This is a genomic window from Streptomyces sp. NPDC004284, from assembly GCF_042874035.1.
Lineage (GTDB): Bacteria > Actinomycetota > Actinomycetes > Streptomycetales > Streptomycetaceae > Streptomyces.
In genome coordinates this window covers 273,593-291,875 of the sequence record NZ_JBIAMJ010000002.1, presented here as the reverse complement: position 1 = coordinate 291,875, position 18,283 = coordinate 273,593, and the positions used below count along the sequence as shown (strand labels likewise).

General features: G+C 74.4%; 12 protein-coding genes. 6 read left to right on the top strand and 6 right to left on the bottom strand.

Translation table 11 applies throughout. The features are described 5' to 3' along the window. The first annotated feature begins 90 nt into the window (after window positions 1–90). Together ACFYUS_RS06450 and ACFYUS_RS06445 are read left to right on the top strand one after the other, a co-directional pair. Complete coding sequence (locus ACFYUS_RS06450) at window positions 91–5,403, top strand: trypsin-like peptidase domain-containing protein (protein ID WP_388846529.1); 5,313 nt, start codon at window positions 91–93, stop codon at window positions 5,401–5,403. A gap of 6 nt (window positions 5,404–5,409) precedes the next feature. After that, the gene (locus ACFYUS_RS06445; protein ID WP_388846527.1) at window positions 5,410–6,483 is read left to right on the top strand and encodes a trypsin-like serine peptidase; all 1,074 of its coding nucleotides are present in this window, start codon (window positions 5,410–5,412) and stop codon (window positions 6,481–6,483) included. A 4-nt stretch (window positions 6,484–6,487) separates the two neighbouring features. On the opposite strand, the gene ACFYUS_RS06440 is transcribed toward ACFYUS_RS06445, so the two are convergent. Then, the gene (locus ACFYUS_RS06440) at window positions 6,488–7,141 is read right to left on the bottom strand and encodes a 1,4-alpha-glucan branching protein (RefSeq protein ID WP_388846525.1); all 654 of its coding nucleotides are present in this window, start codon (window positions 7,139–7,141) and stop codon (window positions 6,488–6,490) included. A gap of 148 nt (window positions 7,142–7,289) precedes the next feature. On the opposite strand from ACFYUS_RS06440, the gene ACFYUS_RS06435 reads away from it, so the two are divergent. The 3 genes from ACFYUS_RS06435 (at window position 7,290) to ACFYUS_RS06425 (ending at window position 9,926) form a co-directional block, all read left to right on the top strand. After that, the gene (locus tag ACFYUS_RS06435; protein WP_388846523.1) at window positions 7,290–8,534 is read left to right on the top strand and encodes a serine hydrolase domain-containing protein; all 1,245 of its coding nucleotides are present in this window, start codon (window positions 7,290–7,292) and stop codon (window positions 8,532–8,534) included. A gap of 101 nt (window positions 8,535–8,635) precedes the next feature. Next, complete coding sequence (locus ACFYUS_RS06430; RefSeq protein WP_388846521.1) at window positions 8,636–9,100, top strand: GreA/GreB family elongation factor; 465 nt, start codon at window positions 8,636–8,638, stop codon at window positions 9,098–9,100. A gap of 4 nt (window positions 9,101–9,104) precedes the next feature. Continuing rightward, window positions 9,105–9,926 carry a hypothetical protein gene (locus ACFYUS_RS06425; RefSeq protein ID WP_388846519.1) on the top strand — a complete coding sequence of 274 codons (822 nt, stop codon included), beginning with the start codon at window positions 9,105–9,107 and terminating at the stop codon, window positions 9,924–9,926. A 12-nt stretch (window positions 9,927–9,938) separates the two neighbouring features. On the opposite strand, the gene ACFYUS_RS06420 is transcribed toward ACFYUS_RS06425, so the two are convergent. The 3 genes from ACFYUS_RS06420 to ACFYUS_RS06410 are packed head-to-tail and all read right to left on the bottom strand — an operon-like array spanning window position 9,939 to window position 12,382. Further along, complete coding sequence (locus ACFYUS_RS06420) at window positions 9,939–10,577, bottom strand: DUF1345 domain-containing protein (RefSeq protein ID WP_388846517.1); 639 nt, start codon at window positions 10,575–10,577, stop codon at window positions 9,939–9,941. A gap of 3 nt (window positions 10,578–10,580) precedes the next feature. Beyond that, window positions 10,581–11,396: a family 1 encapsulin nanocompartment shell protein gene (locus ACFYUS_RS06415; protein ID WP_388846515.1), complete on the bottom strand. Its 816-nt coding sequence runs from the start codon at window positions 11,394–11,396 to the stop codon at window positions 10,581–10,583. Further along, window positions 11,393–12,382 carry a Dyp-type peroxidase gene (locus ACFYUS_RS06410; protein WP_388846513.1) on the bottom strand — a complete coding sequence of 330 codons (990 nt, stop codon included), beginning with the start codon at window positions 12,380–12,382 and terminating at the stop codon, window positions 11,393–11,395. Before ACFYUS_RS06410 ends, ACFYUS_RS06415 begins: the two co-directional genes overlap by 4 nt. A gap of 196 nt (window positions 12,383–12,578) precedes the next feature. On the opposite strand from ACFYUS_RS06410, the gene ACFYUS_RS06405 reads away from it, so the two are divergent. Then, a complete protein-coding gene (locus tag ACFYUS_RS06405) occupies window positions 12,579–14,903 on the top strand; it encodes an FdhF/YdeP family oxidoreductase (RefSeq protein WP_388846511.1) in 2,325 nt (774 codons plus the stop codon). 7 nt (window positions 14,904–14,910) lie between these two features. On the opposite strand, the gene ACFYUS_RS06400 is transcribed toward ACFYUS_RS06405, so the two are convergent. Both ACFYUS_RS06400 and ACFYUS_RS06395 read right to left on the bottom strand, forming a co-directional pair. Continuing rightward, window positions 14,911–16,572 carry an FUSC family protein gene (locus ACFYUS_RS06400; protein ID WP_388847730.1) on the bottom strand — a complete coding sequence of 554 codons (1,662 nt, stop codon included), beginning with the start codon at window positions 16,570–16,572 and terminating at the stop codon, window positions 14,911–14,913. A gap of 426 nt (window positions 16,573–16,998) precedes the next feature. Beyond that, window positions 16,999–18,195, bottom strand: coding sequence for a molybdopterin molybdotransferase MoeA (locus ACFYUS_RS06395; RefSeq protein WP_388847728.1), 1,197 nt, complete (start codon window positions 18,193–18,195; stop codon window positions 16,999–17,001). Between the last annotated feature and the right edge of the window lie 88 nt (window positions 18,196–18,283).

The following is an 18,283-nucleotide window of genomic DNA, read 5'->3' as shown; positions in this document are numbered from 1 at the left end:
CTCGACCGGTCACGGCCGGTCACGGCTGATCTCGTCGGGTCCGGCGCCGGAGCGACCGGCGCTGCGCGAAAAGCGCCGGGCAGGTGCGGTATGCCGCTCACCGAGACCGAGTGGGGGCTCGTCACCGGCTGGGTGCGGGCCCATCTCCTCGACACCCCCGAACCACGGGGACGGCTGCTGCGCGCGGGCCTGCCGGCCGACTTCGTCGAGGACCTGCCGCTCACCCCGGACGCCGGGCGGAACGCCCTCCTCGTGGTCGCCGCGGCCCGCCGGGACATCGCCCACCAGCGCCGGCTGCTCTCCGTGCTCGCCGGCCTCGACGCGCTGGCCTCGATCGACGATCCGCACGCCTTCGAGCAGGGCGCCGAGGCCCGGAACCTGCTGACCCGGCTACGGGAGGACGAGCGGCTGCGGCGCTCCCCGCGGGACCCGTTCCTCAGCGTGCTCCTGAAGCACGGCACGGAGGTGTTCCTGGACCGGAGCGAACTGCGCGAGAAGCTCCGGGGCTTCCTGGCCGACCCGGAACAGACCGTGTTCGTCGTCGACGGGCCCCCGGACAGCGGCCGCTCCTACACCTACGAGCTGATCCGCCATCTCGGCCAGCACTGCGACTTCCGTCCGGTCCGGGTCACGCTCTCCCGCACGTCCACGGCGGCGCGCCTGATGGAGCGGCTCTCGGCCTTCGTGGCCGGGCCCGAGGGCGACCGGATCCCGTTGGATCCCACGCGGTTGAACGATCCACTGCCCTCCTTCGAGGACGCGGCGCACCGGATCGTCGTCCGGGCGACCGCCGCCGAGGAACGCTTCTGGCTGGTCCTCGACGACTGCGACCGGCTCGACCCGCACTCGGACGTGTGGGACTGCATCGGCGTCCTCGCCCGCGCCATCTACGAGCACACCCCGGTGCGGGCCGACACCGTGCCCCGCCTGGTGCTGCTCGGCTACGCGACGACGATGCGCCAACTCCCGTACGAGATCCGCAAGAACGAGTGCCGCGACACGACGCGCCTCGCCGACGAGGGTGATCTCCGGGCCTTCTTCAGGGAGTTCTTCACCGACGGCGCCCCCGCCGGCCAGGAGGGGACGGTGCCCGAGCTCACCGAGACGGCCGTGGCCGAGGTGCTCCGGGCCGTCGAGTCGCCTCCCCGGGGGGACGACAGCTACATGCGCCGGCTGTGCACGGCCGTGGAGGACGTCGTACGGCTCCACCGGGCGCTCCCGCCGACGGCGCCCCCGCCGGGCGAGGCCGGTCACGTGCTGCGCGACGCCCTGCGCACCAGCCTCGCCGCCCCCGCCGCCGCGCTCCCCGATCTGCGCAGGTCCTACCGCGAGGCCGCCTGCCTGCTCCAGGAGTTCGACCCCGCGCGGCTCCGGCTCCCCGGCGAGGAGCAGACCACCGGGCGGGCCGTCCTGGAGCTCGTCGACGACTGCACCGCCCTGCCGGCCCCCGGGGCCACCGTGTGGACGCTCAAGCCGGAGATCCGCGACGCCGCCCTCGCCGGCCTCGCGGGCCCCGAGGCCGCCCTCCTCGCCCTCCGGACCAACATCGCCCTGCGCCCCGAGGGGCCCGGCCCGGAACGCACGGCACTCGCCCTCCTGACGGGCGCGGCGGGACCGCCCGGCGCCGGGTCCATGGGCGCCCCGGGCGCGGGCCGGGACGAGGTCGAGGTGCTCTCCGACGTGCTGCAGGCCACGCTCTGGCTGAGCCGGGTCCCGGGGGTGACGAGGCTGCCCGCCGTGGACGACGTGCAGCAGCGCCTGGAGCAGGCGCGGCTGCTCCAGCCGATGCGGCGGCTCGTCCGGGGGACCTTCCACGGCCGCACCGCCGAACTCGACACCCTGCACGCCTATCTCGCGCTGCCCGAGGAGCCGGCGGAGCCGCCCGTCCTGCTGCACGGCGTCGGCGGCATCGGCAAGAGCACCCTGCTCGCCAAGTTCCTCGTCGACGCGCTCGCCGCCGCCGGACCCGCCGGATTCCCCTTCGCCTACATCGACTTCGCGCGGCCGACGCTCTCCATCCACGAACCGGCCACGGTGATCGCGGAGATGGCCCGGCAGCTCGGCGTCCACCATCCGGCCCACCGCGCCGCCTTCGAGGAGCTCGCGGACGAGTGCGAGCGGACGGCGGCGCTCCAGCGCGGCGAGCGCAACGAGCTCGACGAGCTGGCCGAGCTGGCCGGCACCCGGGCGACGCTCGGCCGCGACTACTCGTCGGACTTCCACGCCCGGGCCAGCGCCCGCGAGCAGGAGCTCGCCCACCGGGCCGCGTCCCTGGTCGCCGAGGCCGTCCGGCCGGCGCCGGGCGAGCCGCCCCCGCCGCTGCTCGTGGTCGTCGACTCCTTCGAGGAGGCCCAGTACCGGGGCTCCCCCGTCATCGCCCGCATGTGGGCCGTGTGGACGGCCCTGCGGGCTGCCTACTCGCGGCTGCGGTTCGTCGTCTCCGGGCGGGCCCCGATCGACCATCCGGCCCGGGTGCTGACCCCGCGCACGATGGAGCTCACCGAGCTGGACCACGAGGCCTCCGTGGACCTGCTGATGTCCTCCGGGGTGGCGGACGAGCCGCTCGCCCGGGACCTCGCGGACCGGATCGGCGGCCATCCGCTGAGCCTCAAGCTCGCGGCCCGGACGGCGGTCGCCCTGGGCGCCGACTCCCCCTCGCTCGGCGAGCTGCTGCGCGGACTGCCCTCCCGGCGCCGCTACTTCGACCGCCAGGTCGACCAGATGCTCATCCAGGGCACGCTGTACGACCGACTGCTCAAGCACATCGCGGAGGACGACGTCCGGGCCCTCGTGCAGGCGGGTCTCGCCCTGCGCTTCATCACCCCCGACCTGATCCGGGAGGTCCTGGCCGGGCCGGCGGGGCTGCGCGTCGACAGCGCCGGGGAGGCCCGCCGGCTCTACGGGCTGCTCACCTCCCGGGTCGACCTGATGGAGTCGGCGGGGCCGGAGGCCATCCGGCACCGGGCCGATCTGCGGGCCATCATGCTGCGCCTCTCGGACAGCGCCCGGACCGATCTGATGCGTGCCGTGGACCGCAGGGCCGTCGCGTACTACGCGGCCCGCGAGGGGACCCGGGAGCGCGCCGAGGAGATCTACCACCGGCTCCGGCTCGGCGAGAACCCCCGTACCGTGGAGGCCCGTTGGGAGCCGGGGCTCGCGCCCTACCTGGGCGGGTCGACGTACCGGGAGATGGCACCCCGCTCGGCCGCGTTCCTCCTCGGCCGGATCGGCGGCCACGTGCCCGACCAGATCATGACGGAGGCCGACCAGGAGGACTGGGAGCGGATCGCCGCGCGCGAGGTGGAGGACCTGCTCACCCAGGGGTACGTGGAGGCCGCGGGGCAGCGGCTCGCCGAGCGGCGGCCGTGGACCCCGTGCAGCAGGCTGCACGCGCTGCTCGCGGAGACCCTGGCCCGCTCGGGGCGGACGGCGGAGGCGCGCGAGGGCGCCGAGCGGGCCGTGGACCAGGCCGAGGAGGCGGGCTGCGCGGAGACCCAGCTCGAACTGCTCCAGTTGTCGGCGCGGCTCGCCCAGGACACGGGCGACTTCGCGGAGGCGGACCGGGACCTCCAGGAGGCGGAGGAGATCGCGGCGGGCCTCGGGCTGCGCTTCGAGTCGCTGGGGGTGCTGGTGGCCCGCTCGCGCCTGGCGGCGCTGGCGGACGGCGACTCCGCCCCGGCGGAGGAGCGGCTCGCCCGGACGCTGCGCGGGATGCCGGACGCGGATCTGGCCCGGCAGCCCTCCCTGGCCCGTACGGCGGCGGCCACGGCCTGCCGGGCGGACCCGAGGCTCCTGGAGCACACGCTGCGGCTCGTGGGGCTTCCGGCGGACGAGGAGGCGGTGGTCACGGAGCTGGCCCGCTGGATCGACACCACGCTCGCCGACGAGCCGGACCTCCGTGTGCCGCTGACCCGCATCCTGGAGTCCGCCGCCGGGGGCGAGGCGCCTCCCGGTTCCCGCCGGCCGGACCTGGAGCGGATCGAGCGGGACCTGCGGGAGGCACGGCGGCGCGGCACCCTGGACAGTGTCGCCCGTCAGGTGCTCACGCTCCGGGACGGCAGTGGGGACCTCCTGCTCGGGGTGGCCTCCGCGATGGACGCGGGCCCGGCCCCGCGCGGGACCGGAGCGGCCGGGACCGAAGCGGCCGGGGGCGCGGAGCCGGGGCCCGGTCCGCGCTCCCGGCAGGGAGGGACCGGCCTGTGGACCCGTCCGCCGCCGAACGCCGCCGGGGCGGCGCTGCGCAAGGTGCCGTTCCTGCCGCAGGCGGAGCTGGTCCGGGTCCGCAACGCCGCCATGGAGGCGGGGCTCGCCGACCGGGACCTGCGCCCGGCCCTGCTCAAGGGCATCCCCGGCTACTTCACGGCCACCCTCCGGCCGCTCGACGACCCCCGGGAGCAGGCGCACGCCGACCTCAACGCGATGAACCAGGTCGAGCGCCTCCTCGACGGTCTGGTGCCGCTGGAGATCTGGCTGCACAACGCGATCGAGCACACCCACGAGCAGGGCCCGCGCGCCGTCCTCCAGGGCGCCCTGGACACCGTGGCCCGCGCGATCACCGGCGAGGCGGAGCTGCCGGCGGAGATGCTGCCCGGGGAGACGAAGGAGGAGATCATCCTCCAGGACGACACCGTGCCGTACGAGTTCCTGCACGGCGGCATCCGGGCGGGCGCCTCGGTCGCGCTGCTGCGGATCCCGCCGTACGAGTCGGGCGCGCCGCTGCTGCCCTCGTACCCGCACGGCGGCACGGGCTGGATGATCGCCCCGGGGCTGCTGATCACCAACCACCACGTGGTGATGGCCCGTTCGTGGGAGGAGGGCGTCCGGCCGTACGTGAGCGACGAGGACCTGCGGCTCCAGGCGCTCATGTCGCGCTCCCGCTTCGACTTCGTCGAGAACGCGGCGGCCGCGCCGGAGGCGACGGCCGGCGAACTCGCCGCCTGGGACGCGGAGCTCGACTACGCGATCGTGCGGCTCGCCGCCGACCAGGAGGAACGGCCCACCCTCCGGGTCGCCACGCGGCCGCTGATCGTCCGCGAGCGGCAGCGCGTACCGGTCAACATCATCCAGCACCCGGGCGGACTGCCGAAGCGGGTCGCGCTGCGCAACAACCTGGTCTACCGGGCGAACGAGCACGACATCCTGTACTTCACCGACACCCGCGGCGGCTCCTCCGGTTCGCCGGTCTGCCTCGACGACTGGACGGTCGTGGGGCTGCACCGGGGGACGCGGAAGGTGGACGAGGTCGAGTTCCAGGGCGCCCGGACGCGGTTCGTGAACGTGGGCACCCAGATGAGCGGCATCCTGGCCCACCTCAGGGAGTTCCGGAGGGAGTTGTACGAGGAGATCATGGCGGCCCAGTCCGGGCGGCCGGCCCGGGGGGACCCGAACGCGAAGCCGAGGTGAGCGACCATGCCGAACGGACCACGGAGCGTGTCGCCGGTGGCGACCGGCGCGGAGCGGATCTTCGGCGATCTGCGGGAGGTGGCCGCACGGGTGCGCGCGGAGCTGGAGGCGGAGATCGCCGAGTCCGCGCTCGAACTGCCCGCCGAGGTGGCGCCGGCGGTCGAGATCTCCCGCTTCGCCCGCGAGGAGCGGGCCCGCGTGCTGGAGGCCGGGGTCAGCGGTCTGGAGAAGCTGGCCGGGCACCGCGAGGACGAGCTCGACGGGGACGAGACCTTCGGGGTGGAGGCGATCGTCCTCCTGGAGGGCCGGCCGGCGATCCTGGTCCAGCGGCAGGACTTCGCCCCGCAGCGCGACGAGTGGGCGGTCCTGGAGCCGCAGCGGCCCGCGATCCGGGAGTCGCTCCTGCGGGTCGGCCGGGTCGAGGTCACCGGGCACCCCAGCCTGGACTGGATCGGCACGGCCTTCCTGGTCGGCCCGCGCACGGTGATGACGAACCGTCACGTGGCGGCGGAGTTCAGCCGCTTCGAGGGCGAGCGCTGGACCCTGGAGTTCGGCATGTCGGCGCGGGTCGACCCGGCGGAGGAGCTGCCCGTCGCGGGCGGGCCGCCCGGGCCCTCGGTGCCGTACGAGATCACCGACGTCATCGGCGTCCACCCCGACGTCGACATGGCGCTGCTGCGGGTCGAGCCCGTGTCGGAGGACGGCCTGCCGACGCCGCTCGCGGTCGCGGCGGACGCGCCGGCGGACCTGCCGGGCCGCCCGGTGTACGTGATCGGCTACCCGGCCTGGGACGGCCGGCGCAACGAACCCGAGTCGATGCGCCGGATCTTCATGGACGTCTACAACGTGAAGCGGCTCCAGCCGGGCGCGGCCACCGGGTTCACCCCCGGCGGCCTGGTGATGAAGCACGACTGCTCGACCCTCGGCGGCAACAGCGGCTCCCCGGTGTTCGACCTCGCCGACCACCGGGTCCTCGGGCTGCACTACGGCGGCCGCTACCGCACGGGGAACTTCGCCGTCCCGCTCTGGGAGCTGGAGGGCGACCCGCTGCTCGCCAAGGCGGAGGTCAACTGGGTCTGAGGCGCTACCGGTCGGCGAGGGCGACGGCGTACGCGCCGCGGGCGGTGGTCCCGTCGGCGAGGCGCCACTCGGCCGTGACCCGGCCGCGGCCCGGTCCGCCGTCCGCGCCGGGGCGCAGGACGCGCCGGATCCGGAGCGTCAGCGGCGCGGCCGCGCCCGCCTCCCGTACGACCACGTCGGTGTGGTCGGGGCCTTCCTCGACCCGTACGAGCTCCGCGTCCGTGCCGGCGGGGGTGAGGGAGGCGGCGACGGTGGGGTCGGTCGTGTCGTCGACGTTCTGGTGCTGGGCCTCGGCGCGGCCGGCGAGCAGCGCGTACAACTGGGCGACGAGCACCGGGTCGTGGGTGCCGTCGTAGATCCAGCGGGTGCCGAGGACACCGTGCTCGGAGGTGCCGATGAGGGCGTGCTCGGCGCCGTCCAGGGGCGTGCCGCGGTAGGTCATCGGGACCAGGTAGGCGGCCGCGTCCGGACCGGTGCCGTCGGTGACCGCCATGAACTCGACGCCCACCTCGCCCGCCGGGTCGTCGAGCCGGAAACCGCCCGCCTTGACCGGGCTCGGCGCGTCGGCCCCGCCGGTGTACCAGGTGCGGCTGGGCAGCCACGAGGCGAGCAGCTCCAGCTTGGTGGGCTGCATCGTGGTGTGGTGGATGACGGCCATCGTGCGTATCTCCCTCTCTGACCCGGGCCGAGAGACCCGGGGTCGGAGATCCGCAACCTAACAGACGGGCCGGGTCGCGCTGCGAGGGCGTCCACGCCGCCCTAGCCTGGAGAAGGAGTGTTCGTCCCCGGCCGGCAGGAGGCCCGCCGTGAGGTACTCGCACACACGGATCCGGCGCGTCTGCGTGACGTTCGCGGCCCTGGGAATCCTCGTCGCTCCCGTCGGCGCGGGCGCGGCCTCCGCCGTCGAACCTCCCGGTCCCGCCGCCCTCGTGGCGGCGGCCCCCTCCCCGTCGGCGGACGCGGGCTTCCCGGAGCTCACCCCGGCCGTCACCGCCCGCCTGGACCGGGCGGTCCAGGACGTGATGAAGGAGACGGGCGTCCCGGGCGTCATGGTGGGTCTCTCGGCGCCCGGCAAGGGCACGTACATCCGCTCCTTCGGCGTCGCCGACAAGGCGACGGGGCAACCCATGGACCCCGGGCTCTACATGCGGATCGGCAGCGAGACCAAGACGTTCACGGTGACCGCCCTGCTCGAACTGGTCGACCAGGGCAAGGTGGGCCTGGACGACCCGATCTCGAAGTACGTCGACGGCGTGCCGAACGGCGACAAGATCACCCTGCGCAACCTGGCGTCCATGCGCAGCGGCCTCTTCAACTACTCGGCGGACGAGGGCTTCTACAAGGCGCTCACGTCCGATCCGTACCGGCCCTTCACCCCGCAGGAGTTGCTCGCGTACTCCTTCAAGCACCCGATCCAGTTCCAGCCGGGCGCCGAGTTCGACTACTGCAACACGAACCTGATCCTGCTCGGGCTCGTCGTGGAGAAGGTCAGCGGGACGCCGCTCGACGAGTTCGTCCAGAAGAACGTGATCGAGCCGGCGGGGCTGCGCCACACGGTGTTCCCGACGGACGCCGCGTTCCCGAGCCCGCACGCCCACGGCTACACCGAGCAGACCGCCTCGGGGAAGCTGGAGGACTCCACCGACTGGAACCCCTCCTGGGGCTGGGCGGCCGGAGCGATGATCTCCGACCTCCAGGACCTGCGCACCTGGGCCCGGGTGGTCGCGACCGGAACGCTCCTGACGCCGAAGACGCAGGCCGAGCGGCTGCGCACGTACCCCTCGGGCGTCCCCGGCGCGGGCTACGGCCTGGGCATCTTCGACATCCAGGGCTGGATCGGCCACAACGGCTCCCTGCCGGGCTACGAGTCGCTCACGATCTACCTGCCGGAGGCGAAGGCCACGCTGGTGGTCCTCCTCAACACGGACGTGCTGCACGACAACAACGAGCCCAGCACGCTCTTCGGGAAGGCCATCACCAGCATCGTGACGCCGGGCCACGTCTTCGACATCCCGGTGGTGGAGCCCAAGCCGAGTCCGAGCGGGAGCTGACGCGCGCCCGCCGCCCCTCCGGCCACCTGACTGATAATCTCCATTTTGTCCTGAATGATCCCCCGGCACTCGTGCGTGCCGCCGCAGAATCGGGAGCAGTGATGACCGGTGGACCCGAGCCCCTCAACGCCGTCGCCCGGGAGGCGCTGGAGCGCGAGCTCGCCGATCTGCGCACCGAACGCGAGGCCGTCGCCGCCACGCTGCGGGGCGGTGCCGACGACGAGGTCGGCGACCGGGCCGACCAGGCGGACGAACTGCAGCGGGCCGACGAGCTGGACCGGCTCGGCACCCGCATCACCGAGATCGAGGGGCGGCTCCGGGAGGGGGCCGTCGCGGGGGCGCCGTCCACCGACGCGGTCGGCGTGGGCAGCAGTGTGACCGTGCGGTTCGCGGACGGCACCGAGTCGACCGTCCGGATCGGCGAGCTCGCGAACGCCCTGGACGCGGCCCTGGTGACCGCCGACAGCCCGCTCGGCAAGGCCCTGCTCGGCCACCGCGCCGGGGACTCCGTCACGTACGACACGCCCGGGGGACGGACGACGGCGGTCGTGGTCTCGCTCGGCTGAGGGCATGCCGGACACCGCCTCGCCCGGGCCGAGCCACCAGGAGATCCGCGAGACCGATCGCAAGGGCGGTCCCGGGCACACCGTCCTGATGGCGCTCGCCTTCACGGTGCCGGTCACGAAACTGGCCTACACGGTCGGCGGCGGCGACGCCGTGCGGGACGTGCTGGTCGGCATGGAGCCGGCGAACTGGCCGGACATCCTGATCGGCATGGTGATCACGGACCCGCTCCTCGGGTCGGTGCTCGGCGTCGTCGTCTCCCGCGTGATCTTCGCCCTGTTCGCCGCGCGCGGGGCGGTCCCCCTCGGGAGCGGCCTGGCGGGGGCGCTCCGGCGGGCGGCGCTCACGGTGGCCAACCCGGTCGCCGTCGGAGTCGTCGACGCCTGTTTCTTCGGGCCGTGGTGGGGCCTCGCCACCGGGCTCGCCGCCTTCGCGCTGCGGCAGGGCGTGGTCGTGGAGTACCGCACGGGCCGGCGCCGGCCGCACCACCGGCCCGGGCAGGAGCGGGCACACGGCGAGCCCGGCTACCGGCCGCCCTCCTGGCTGCGCCGGGCCGCCGGCGTCGAGCAGTGGGTGGCGCTGACCCTGACGGTGCTCGTGCTGCCGCTCCTGGCGTTCGTGTCGGCGCTCGACGGGCAGGCGTGGACGTCGATCGTGGAGTGCCGGGTCACGGACGGCACCCGGACCGGGAGCGACCGGCTGATCGAGCTGAGCCGCAAGGGCGACGGCGTGGTCGGCTGGAACCTGGACTCGGAGCAGATCTCCAACGGCGTCGGGTGCACGAGCGAGGAGAGCCGCTACGTGCGCGAACCGTGGTGGCGCCGCTGACGCCCGCCCGGATCAGCGGCCCGTGACGATCCCGGAGACCAGGTTGATGGTGGTGGCCAGGATGCTCGCCCCGAAGACGTACGACAGCAGGCAGTGCCGCAGGACGACCGAGCGGACCGTGGGGCTGGAGACGCTGGTGTCGGAGACCTGGTAGGTCATGCCGAGGTTGAAGCTGAAGTAGAGGAAGTCGCTGTACTTCGGCGGGGTCCGGGAGTTGAAGTCGATGCCGCCGCCGGGTTTCAGGGCGTAGTAGAGGTACGCGTACCGGGTGGCGTACATGAGGTGGAGCGCCGCCCAGGCCATGAAGACGCCGCAGAGCGCCGCCGCGGCCGCCGCGTGGCTCAGGTCGGTCTTGCCCACCAGGAGCAGGACGACGATGCCGACGAGCCCGCACAGGGAGGTCGCGACGACGACGAGTTCCTCGACGACGGGCCGGAACTCCTCGCGCCGGACGTTCCGGTGGGTCGTGGCGGCGTCCATGGGCCACAGGACGAGCCAGCCGGTGACGACGAAGAGGGTCTCGGCCGCGGCGATGCCCGCGAGGACGCCCAGGGGCTTCCGGGTCAGGGCGGCGACGGCCGCGCCGGTCGCCGCGCCGGCGAGCGCCGACGCGGCGAGCCGGGGCACGGCGCCGGACAGCCGCGGGTCCACGGCTCAGGGCTCCAGCACGACGACGGCCTCGTCCGTGTAGGCCAGGAAGGTGAGGGTCTCCTGGAGGTACAGCTCGACGCTGCCCGCGTCGTGCGAGGTGTAGCCGATGGCCACGTCCTGGCCGATGCGCAGTGCGAAGTCACCGCCCCGGGTGGAGAGGACGAAGCCGCCGTCGAGGGCGGGCGCCCAGATCGGGGAGCCGTCGAGCATCCGGGCGAGGTGGGCCGCGATCGGATAGCCGTGGTCGGAGGTCTCGCTGACGGCCCGGTACTGGTCGGCGCCGAGCAGCAGCGCGTACGGACCGTCGACGCCGGCGAGCCGCAGGGAGGTCAGGGCCCTGCCGACCGCGTCGGGGTAGTCGCGGGGCTCGGCGGGCAGCGTCAGCACCGGGTTCGAGGTGCGGGCGCGCAGCCCTTCGACGCCGGCCGCCCCGTACCCCTCGAAGACCATGCGGTCCTCGATGAGCGCCAGGGTGCGCGCCGCGTCCTTGACGGGCTGCCAGTCGGAGTCCTTCGCGCCGCGCTCGACGTCGTCGACGGCGGCCCGGTCGACGGTGAACGGCACCCTGAGTTCGACGAGGGGCCGTGCCTCGCGCAGCCGTGCCGTCACGCCGGGCACGGGCGCGGCCAGGTCGGAGAGGTGGCCGGTGCCGACGGCGGAGAGCTCGGGTCCCGCCGGGTCGGGGACGTCGACGACGCGGCGGCCCGCGACGTTGCGGCGGAAGGTGCGGCGGGCCTCCTCCTCGATCTCGGCCCACGCGGCCGCGGTGATCGGGGCGAGTTCGCGGTGGAGGTTGCTGCGGGAGTCGGGGGACGTCATGGGGCGGGGGCTCCTTTCAGGCTGCCGATGCCCAGGGACTCCCCGGGGGCTGCGGCGGCCGAGGGGGCGGGGAGGTCGTCGAGGAGGCCGGCGCTCGGCACGAAGAAGAGGCAGCCGGTCACGGCCCGGGAGAAGTCGAGGATGCGGTCGGTGGCGCCGGGGGGATTCCCGAGGAACATGTTGCGGAGCATCCGCTCGGTCACGGCGGGCGTCCGCGCGTAGCCGATGAAGTAGGTGCCGAACTCTCCGGTGCCGATCCGCCCGAAGGGCATGTTCGCGCGGAAGATCTGCTGCTGGACGCCGTCGTCGTCGGTGATCGTGTTCAGCGCGACGTGCGAGTCGGTGGGCTTGACGTCGTCGGACAGTTCGACGTTGGACCCTTTGCGGCGCCCGATGACGTGCTCCTGCTGCTCGACGGTGAGCGCGTCCCAGGCCGCCATGTCGTGCACGTACTTCTGTACGAACACATAGCTGCCGCCCCGGAAGTGCGGGTCCTCGTCACCGATGTGGACCGCCTCGGCCGCCGTCACGCCCTCGGGGTTCTCGCTGCCGTCGACGAATCCGAGCAGGTCGCGGTCGTCGAAGTACGCGAAGCCGTGCACCTCGTCGACGACGGTCACCGCGCCGCCCAGGGCGGCCACGATGTGCCGGGCCAGTTCGAAGCAGAGGTCCAGGCGCCGGGCCCGCAGATGGAAGAGCAGGTCGCCGGGGGTGGCGGGGGCGCGGTGGCGGGGGCCGCTCAGGGGCGGGAAGGGGTGCAGCTCGCGGGGGCGGGGACCGCCGACGAGCCGGTCCCAGCCCTCGGAGCCGATGCCGACGACGCAGCCGAGGGCGGAGTCGGGGTGGCGGAACGCCACCGAGCGGGTCAGCCCCGTCAGGTCCCCGAGCGCCTCCCGCACCGCGCTCTCGCCGCCCGGGTTGACGGTGACGACCAGGAAGACGGCCGCCCGCGCGGGCGGGGCGACGACGGGCTGGGGTACGACCATGGCACTCCCCCGAGACATGACCGGAAGTCGGGCGAAAGGGACAGCGTCAGCGTAGGTGCGCATGATCCGGTACGCAGCCCGGCGCGGGCCCCTCCACCGCGGAGTGGCAGGTGCCGGACGGCGGGCTTAGCCTGCCCGGAGGGGGTCTTCCGTCCCAGCATGCCCATGCGTCCGCAGGGCGAGAGGGTGAAGCTCCTTGAGCACCGACCAGGACGAGAACACCGCCGCCCAGGACGGGCGCGAACCCCGGGTGGGCCCGGCCCCCGAGGGCGAACCGGAATTCCGTCCGTACCACCACCCGGCCGCGGGCTGGGGCGCCGCGAAGAGCGTGACGAACTTCCTCGTGCGCGAGGGCGCGCTGGTCGACGGCCCGCGCGCGATCATGCGGATGAACCACGAGAACACCGGCTTCGACTGCCCCGGCTGCGCCTGGCCCGACGACACCAAGGGCCTCCACCTGGACATCTGCGAGAACGGCATCAAGCACGTCACCTGGGAGATGACCCGCAAGCGGGTCGGGCGCGAGTTCTTCGCCGCCCACTCGGTGACCGAGCTCGCCGGATGGAGCGACTACGACCTGGAGAACGAGGGCCGCCTCACCGAGCCGGTGGTCTACGACCCGGAGTCGGACCACTACGTGCCGATCAGCTGGAAGGACGCCTTCGCGCTCGTCGGCCGCACCCTGCGCGGCCTGGAGGACCCGAACCAGGCCACGTACTACACCTCGGGAAGGCTCGGCAACGAGGCCACCTTCCTCTACCAGCTGATGGCCCGCGAACTGGGCACCAACAACCTGCCCGACTGCTCCAACATGTGCCACGAGGCCAGCGGCCGCGCCCTCCAGGCCTCCCTGGGCACCGGCAAGGGCACGGTCGACCTCCAGGACTGGGAGACCGCCGACGCGCTGTTCATCTTCGGCGTCAACGCCGCCTCGAACGCGCCCCGGATGCTCACCGCCCTCGCCGAGGCCCACCGCCGCGGCGCGCAGATCGTGCACGTCAACCCGCTCGTCGAGGCCGCCGCGACCCGCACCATCGTCCCGCACGACTTCACGGACATGGCCCTGTTCAAGACGACGAAGACCAGCACCCTGAACCTCCAGCCGCGCATCGGCGGCGACATGGCGCTCGTACGCGGCATGGCGAAGGCCGTCCTGGAGTCCTCGTCGACCGACCCGAAGGCCCTGGACCGGGAGTTCATCGAGCGCCACACCTCGGGCTTCGAGGAGTACCGCGCGCTGTGCGAGGCCACCCCGTGGGAGGAACTGGAACGGCAGTCCGGACTGAGCCGCGCCGACATCCTCAAGGCCGCGCGCGCGTACGGGGAGGCCGACCGCTCCATCGTCAGCTGGTGCCTCGGCGTCACCCAGCACGAACACGGCGTCGACACCGTCCGGGAGATCGTCAACCTGCTGCTGCTCCGCGGCAACCTCGGCCGGGAGGGCGCAGGCCCCTCCCCCGTGCGCGGCCACAGCAACGTCCAGGGCAACCGCACCTGCGGCATCGACCACCGCCCCGGCCCGGAGTTCCTGGACCGGCTCGCCGAGGTCTGCGCGATCGAACCTCCGCGCGCGCACGGCATGGACACCGTCGCGAGCATCAAGGCCATGCACGAAGGCCGGATCAAGGTCTTCGTCGGCATGGGCGGCAACTTCGCGCTCGCCGCCCCCGACACCCCGTACACCTACGAGGCGCTGCGCAGCTGCGAGCTCACCGTCCAGGTCAGCACCAAGCTGAACCGCAGCCACATCGTCCACGGCCGGCAGGCCCTCATCCTCCCCTGCCTCGGCCGGACCGAGAAGGACCACCAGCGCAAGGGCGTCCAGAGCACCTCCGTCGAGGACTCGATGAGCATGGTGCACCTGTCCGTCGGCATGAAGAAGCCCGCCTCCCCGCACCTGCTCTCCGAGCCGGCCATCGTCGCCGGCATGGCGCGCGCCGCACTGCCCGACAGCGCCACGCCCTGGGAGTGGTACGTCGAGGACTACGACCGCATCCGGGACACCATGGCCCGCGCGCTCGACGGCTTCGAGGACTTCAACCGGCGCGTACGGCTGCCGCTCGGCTTCCGCATCAAGCAGCCCGCCCGCGAGCTCGTCTTCCTGACCCCGTCCGGGCGCGCCGAGTTCTCCGCCGCCGAACTGCCCGACGTGGTGCCCGCCCCCGGCACGCTGGCGCTCGGCACCATGCGCTCCCACGACCAGTGGAACACCACCATCTACTCGGACGACGACCGCTACCGGGGCGTCAGGAACCTCCGCACGCTGGTCTTCATGAACCGGGCCGACATGCGCGAGCGCGGGATCGCCGACATGGGCGCCGTCGACATCACGAGCACCGCGAAGGACGGCAGCCGGCGGCACCTGAAGGGCTACCTCGCGATCCCGTACGACATCCCGCGCGGCTGCGCCGCCGGCTACATGCCGGAGATGAACGTGCTGTGCGCCCTGGGCGACTACAGCACCCAGAGCGACCAGCCGATCATGAAGCACGTCAAGGTGACGATCGAGACCGCGTCCTGAGGGGACGTCAGGCCTTTCTGGCGAGCCGGTCCAGGAGGAGGTAGGCGCGCCGTTCGGCGGCGACGAGCTCGGTGGGGTCGATCTCGGCCGGCCAGAGCTCCCCCGCCGCGGCGTCGTCGGCCTCCCGCAGTTCCACCGCGGCCGCCGCCAGGCGCGTCTGGACGAGCGGGAACGACCGCACGGCCCCCTCCTCCAGGGCGCGTTCGGCCCGCTCGGAGGCCGCCGTGCAGGCGCTGAGCGCGCGCTCCGCCCGTACCGCCGCCCGGTCGTGGACCACCATCAGCGCGCAGCCGAGCCCGATGCCGACCCCGAGCGCGCTGCTCAGCGCCCGGTCCTGCACGAGGGACCCGGCCGGCGCGGGCGCGGCCAGGTCGGTCAGGAGCAGGGCCAGCGGGGTGAGGAAGACGACGCCGAGACCGTAGTTGCGGGCGACGACGTACTCCAGGAGGAACTCGAACAGGACGATCACGAGGACGAGCGTCACCGGCCCGGGGCCCAGGCCGAGGACGCCGAGGGCGAGCAGGAGGCCCGCGATCGTGCCCAGGGTGCGCTGGACGGCCCGCTGGGCCGCCGTCCGCACGTTGACCGAATGGAGGACGGCGGCGGCGGAGATCGCCGCCCAGTAGCCGTGCCCGAGGCCCAGGAGCAGGGCCGCGCCGCCCGCGAGGCCGGTGCCGAGGACCATCCGCAGGGCGGGCACGAGGAGGACCGCGGCCCGGCCGTGGGCCGGTCCCGTCACCAGTGCGGCGGCCCGGAGTTCGGCGGCGCGCAGGGTGGTGGGATCAGCCGTGACCGGCCCGGGGCCGGACGTCCCGGTGCCGGCGGGGCGGGTCCCGGTGGGGCCGCCGGGGCGGGCGAGCATGCCGGACTGGGCGATCAGGACCGGGAGCGCCAGTTCGGGCAGGAGGCGCGGGGCCCGCAGACGGCGGCTGACGAGCAGGCGGACCTGGCGGCGCAGCGTACGGGCCAGGCCGGTGGGGTCGTTCGGCGGACGGCGGGCGGACCCGACGAGCAGCGCCCAGGAGAGGTCGGCGAGGCGGACGCAGGTGTCGCCCCGGCCGCCCCACTCGGTGCCGGACGGGGGCAGGACGCCGAGCGTGCGGTACGCCTGGAGGACCGCGGCGGTCGCCCGGTGCCGTACGAGCCGGCCGGGGCCCGGCGTGCCGCTCGCGTCCCACAGGTCGGCGAGTTCGCGCAGGGCGGCGGCGACGGCGAGCCGCTGCGGACGGTCCGGGTGCACGAGCCGGCCCGCCACGGCGAGGACCCAGGCGACGGCCGCACCACAGGCGGCCAGGCCCGCCTGGGGCAGGACGTCGGCGGGGGCCGAGGCGCCGTTGGCCGCCACCGCGAAGGAGGACAGCAGCAGCACCGCGCCGAGCCCCCTCAGCCGTTCCGCGTCGCAGGAGAACTTCGCGAGACCGGCCACCAGCGCCGTGGCCACGACGGCCACGACGGCGCCCGCTCCCCCGTCCCGGGGATGCGCCCAGGCGGCGAGCGCCGCGCCGCCGGCCACGCACGCGGTCATCGCCACGGCGACGACCGCGAGCACACGGGCGCGGCGCGCGTAGGGCAGATTGCGGCCGAAGGTCGTGGTGAAGGAGCCCAGCATCGTGTAGACGGCCTGGTCGGCGCGCCCGGCGAGCGCCAGCGGCAACGCGGGCAGCGCCATCGCGAGCGCGGCGCGCAACGCGAAGGACAGGGCCCCGTCCACGCTCTGGAGGGCGAGCGCTCCCCTCGGGGACAGCGCCCGCCCCAGGCGTGCGGCCGCACGCCGCGGGCCGGTCAGCACGCGCCCGCGGTACGGGGCCGGACCGGGTCGGCGGATTCGGGGTGCGTCGTCATGGTGCGGGTCCTGAGGGGGGTGGGGGTGAAGGTTCGGGATCCACGGGGCGAGGAGGCGGAGTCCCGGGTTCCAGGGGGTGAGGGGGGGGAGACCCGGGGTCCACGGAGTGGGGGGCGGAGGCCCGGGATCCACGGGGCGGGGACGGAGGTTCGAAACCCACGGAGTGAGGGACGGAGGCCCGGGATCCACGGGGCGGGACGGAGGTTCGAGACCGACGGGGTGGGGCCAGAGGCTAGGGATTCCGGGTGCGGGTCAGCCGTCCGGGGACGGGGACAGGGACAGCAGCTCCACGGCCGCCCCGGCGGCCAGGCCGCCGGGCGGGACCGCGGCGAGGCCGTCGGCGCAGGCGAGGCCGCGCAGCATCGCCGGCCCGTCGAACGGCAGCGGCTCCGCTCCCCGGTCCGTGCGCCGTACGGGGAGCAGCCGGGTGTCCCGGGGGTGACCGGGCAGCGCGGCGGCGCAGACGGTACGGGGCGGCTCGGCGTCCGCGTGCCCGCCGAGGCGTCGCAGCAGGGGTACGGCGAGGGTGACCGCGCCGGCGACGGCGGCCAGCGGGTTGCCGGGCAGGCCCGCCAGGAGGCGGGGCCGGCCGTCGGCGGCCGGCGGCAGCGCGGCGAGGAGCATCGGGTGGCCGGGCCGTACGGCGACGGAGTCGACGAGGAGCCGGGCGCCCGTCTCGGCGAGGGCCGTGTGGAGGAAGTCCACCGGTCCGGCGGCGGTGGAGCCGGTGGTGAGCACGAGGTCGGCGGTGGAGTCCCGTACGGCCGCGCGCAGCGGTGCCGGGGCGTCCGGGATCCGGCGGCGGGCGACGACCTCCGCCCCGCAGCCGCGCAGCCACGGCGTCAGCAGGGGGCCGAGGGCGTCGCGGACCCGGCCGTGGCGGGGGACGCCGGACTCCAGCAGCTCGTCGCCGAGCACGAGGAGTTCCACGCGGGGCCGGCGGTGCACGGCGAGCCGGTCGTACCCGGCCGCGGCGGCGAGCCCGAGCACACGGGCGGTCACGGTCGTACCGGCGGGCAGCAGGACGTCGCCCGCCCGGCACTCCTGCCCCCTCGGCCGGATGTCCCGGCCGGGAGCGAGCTCCCCCTCGGAGAGGTCCAGCAGCGGGCCGGTGCTCTCCCCGTGCTCCCGCCGGAGCACCGCGCTCGCCCCCGCCGGGACGGGGGCGCCGGTGGCGATGCGCACGGCGGTGCCGGGGCCCAGCGGTTCGGGCTCCTCCCCCGCCAGGACGCCGCCCTCGCGCAGCCGCCACGGTCCTGGGCCCGCGACGGCCCAGCCGTCCATCGCGGAGGTGTCGAACGCCGGCAGGTCGGTGAGCGCCCGCAGGGGCGCGGCGAGGGCGTGCCCGAGGGCCTCGTCGAGGTCCCGGCCGACGACCGGCAGCGGCGGCCCGGCGCTGTCGCGGGCGAGGCTCCGTGCGTGCTCCCACGCCGTGGAGATGGCCGTCAGCACGATTCCGCCCACTTCCTCGAAACTCGACGAAAACAGGAATTCATGACCCGATCACCCTCGGCGAATTCCCTCCGCAAGTCAAAGA

Excerpts from the sequence above, each read along its gene's own strand:
- ACFYUS_RS06450 (WP_388846529.1), top strand. The coding sequence starts at position 91 with ATGCCGCTCACCGAGACCGAGTGGGGGCTCGTCACCGGCTGGGTGCGG.
- ACFYUS_RS06445 (WP_388846527.1), top strand. The coding sequence starts at position 5,410 with ATGCCGAACGGACCACGGAGCGTGTCGCCGGTGGCGACCGGCGCGGAG.
- ACFYUS_RS06440 (WP_388846525.1), bottom strand. The coding sequence starts at position 7,141 with ATGGCCGTCATCCACCACACCACGATGCAGCCCACCAAGCTGGAGCTG.
- ACFYUS_RS06430 (WP_388846521.1), top strand. The coding sequence starts at position 8,636 with ATGACCGGTGGACCCGAGCCCCTCAACGCCGTCGCCCGGGAGGCGCTG.
- ACFYUS_RS06425 (WP_388846519.1), top strand. The coding sequence starts at position 9,105 with ATGCCGGACACCGCCTCGCCCGGGCCGAGCCACCAGGAGATCCGCGAG.
- ACFYUS_RS06415 (WP_388846515.1), bottom strand. The coding sequence starts at position 11,396 with ATGACGTCCCCCGACTCCCGCAGCAACCTCCACCGCGAACTCGCCCCG.
- ACFYUS_RS06410 (WP_388846513.1), bottom strand. The coding sequence starts at position 12,382 with ATGGTCGTACCCCAGCCCGTCGTCGCCCCGCCCGCGCGGGCGGCCGTC.
- ACFYUS_RS06400 (WP_388847730.1), bottom strand. The coding sequence starts at position 16,572 with ATGGCGCTGCCCGCGTTGCCGCTGGCGCTCGCCGGGCGCGCCGACCAG.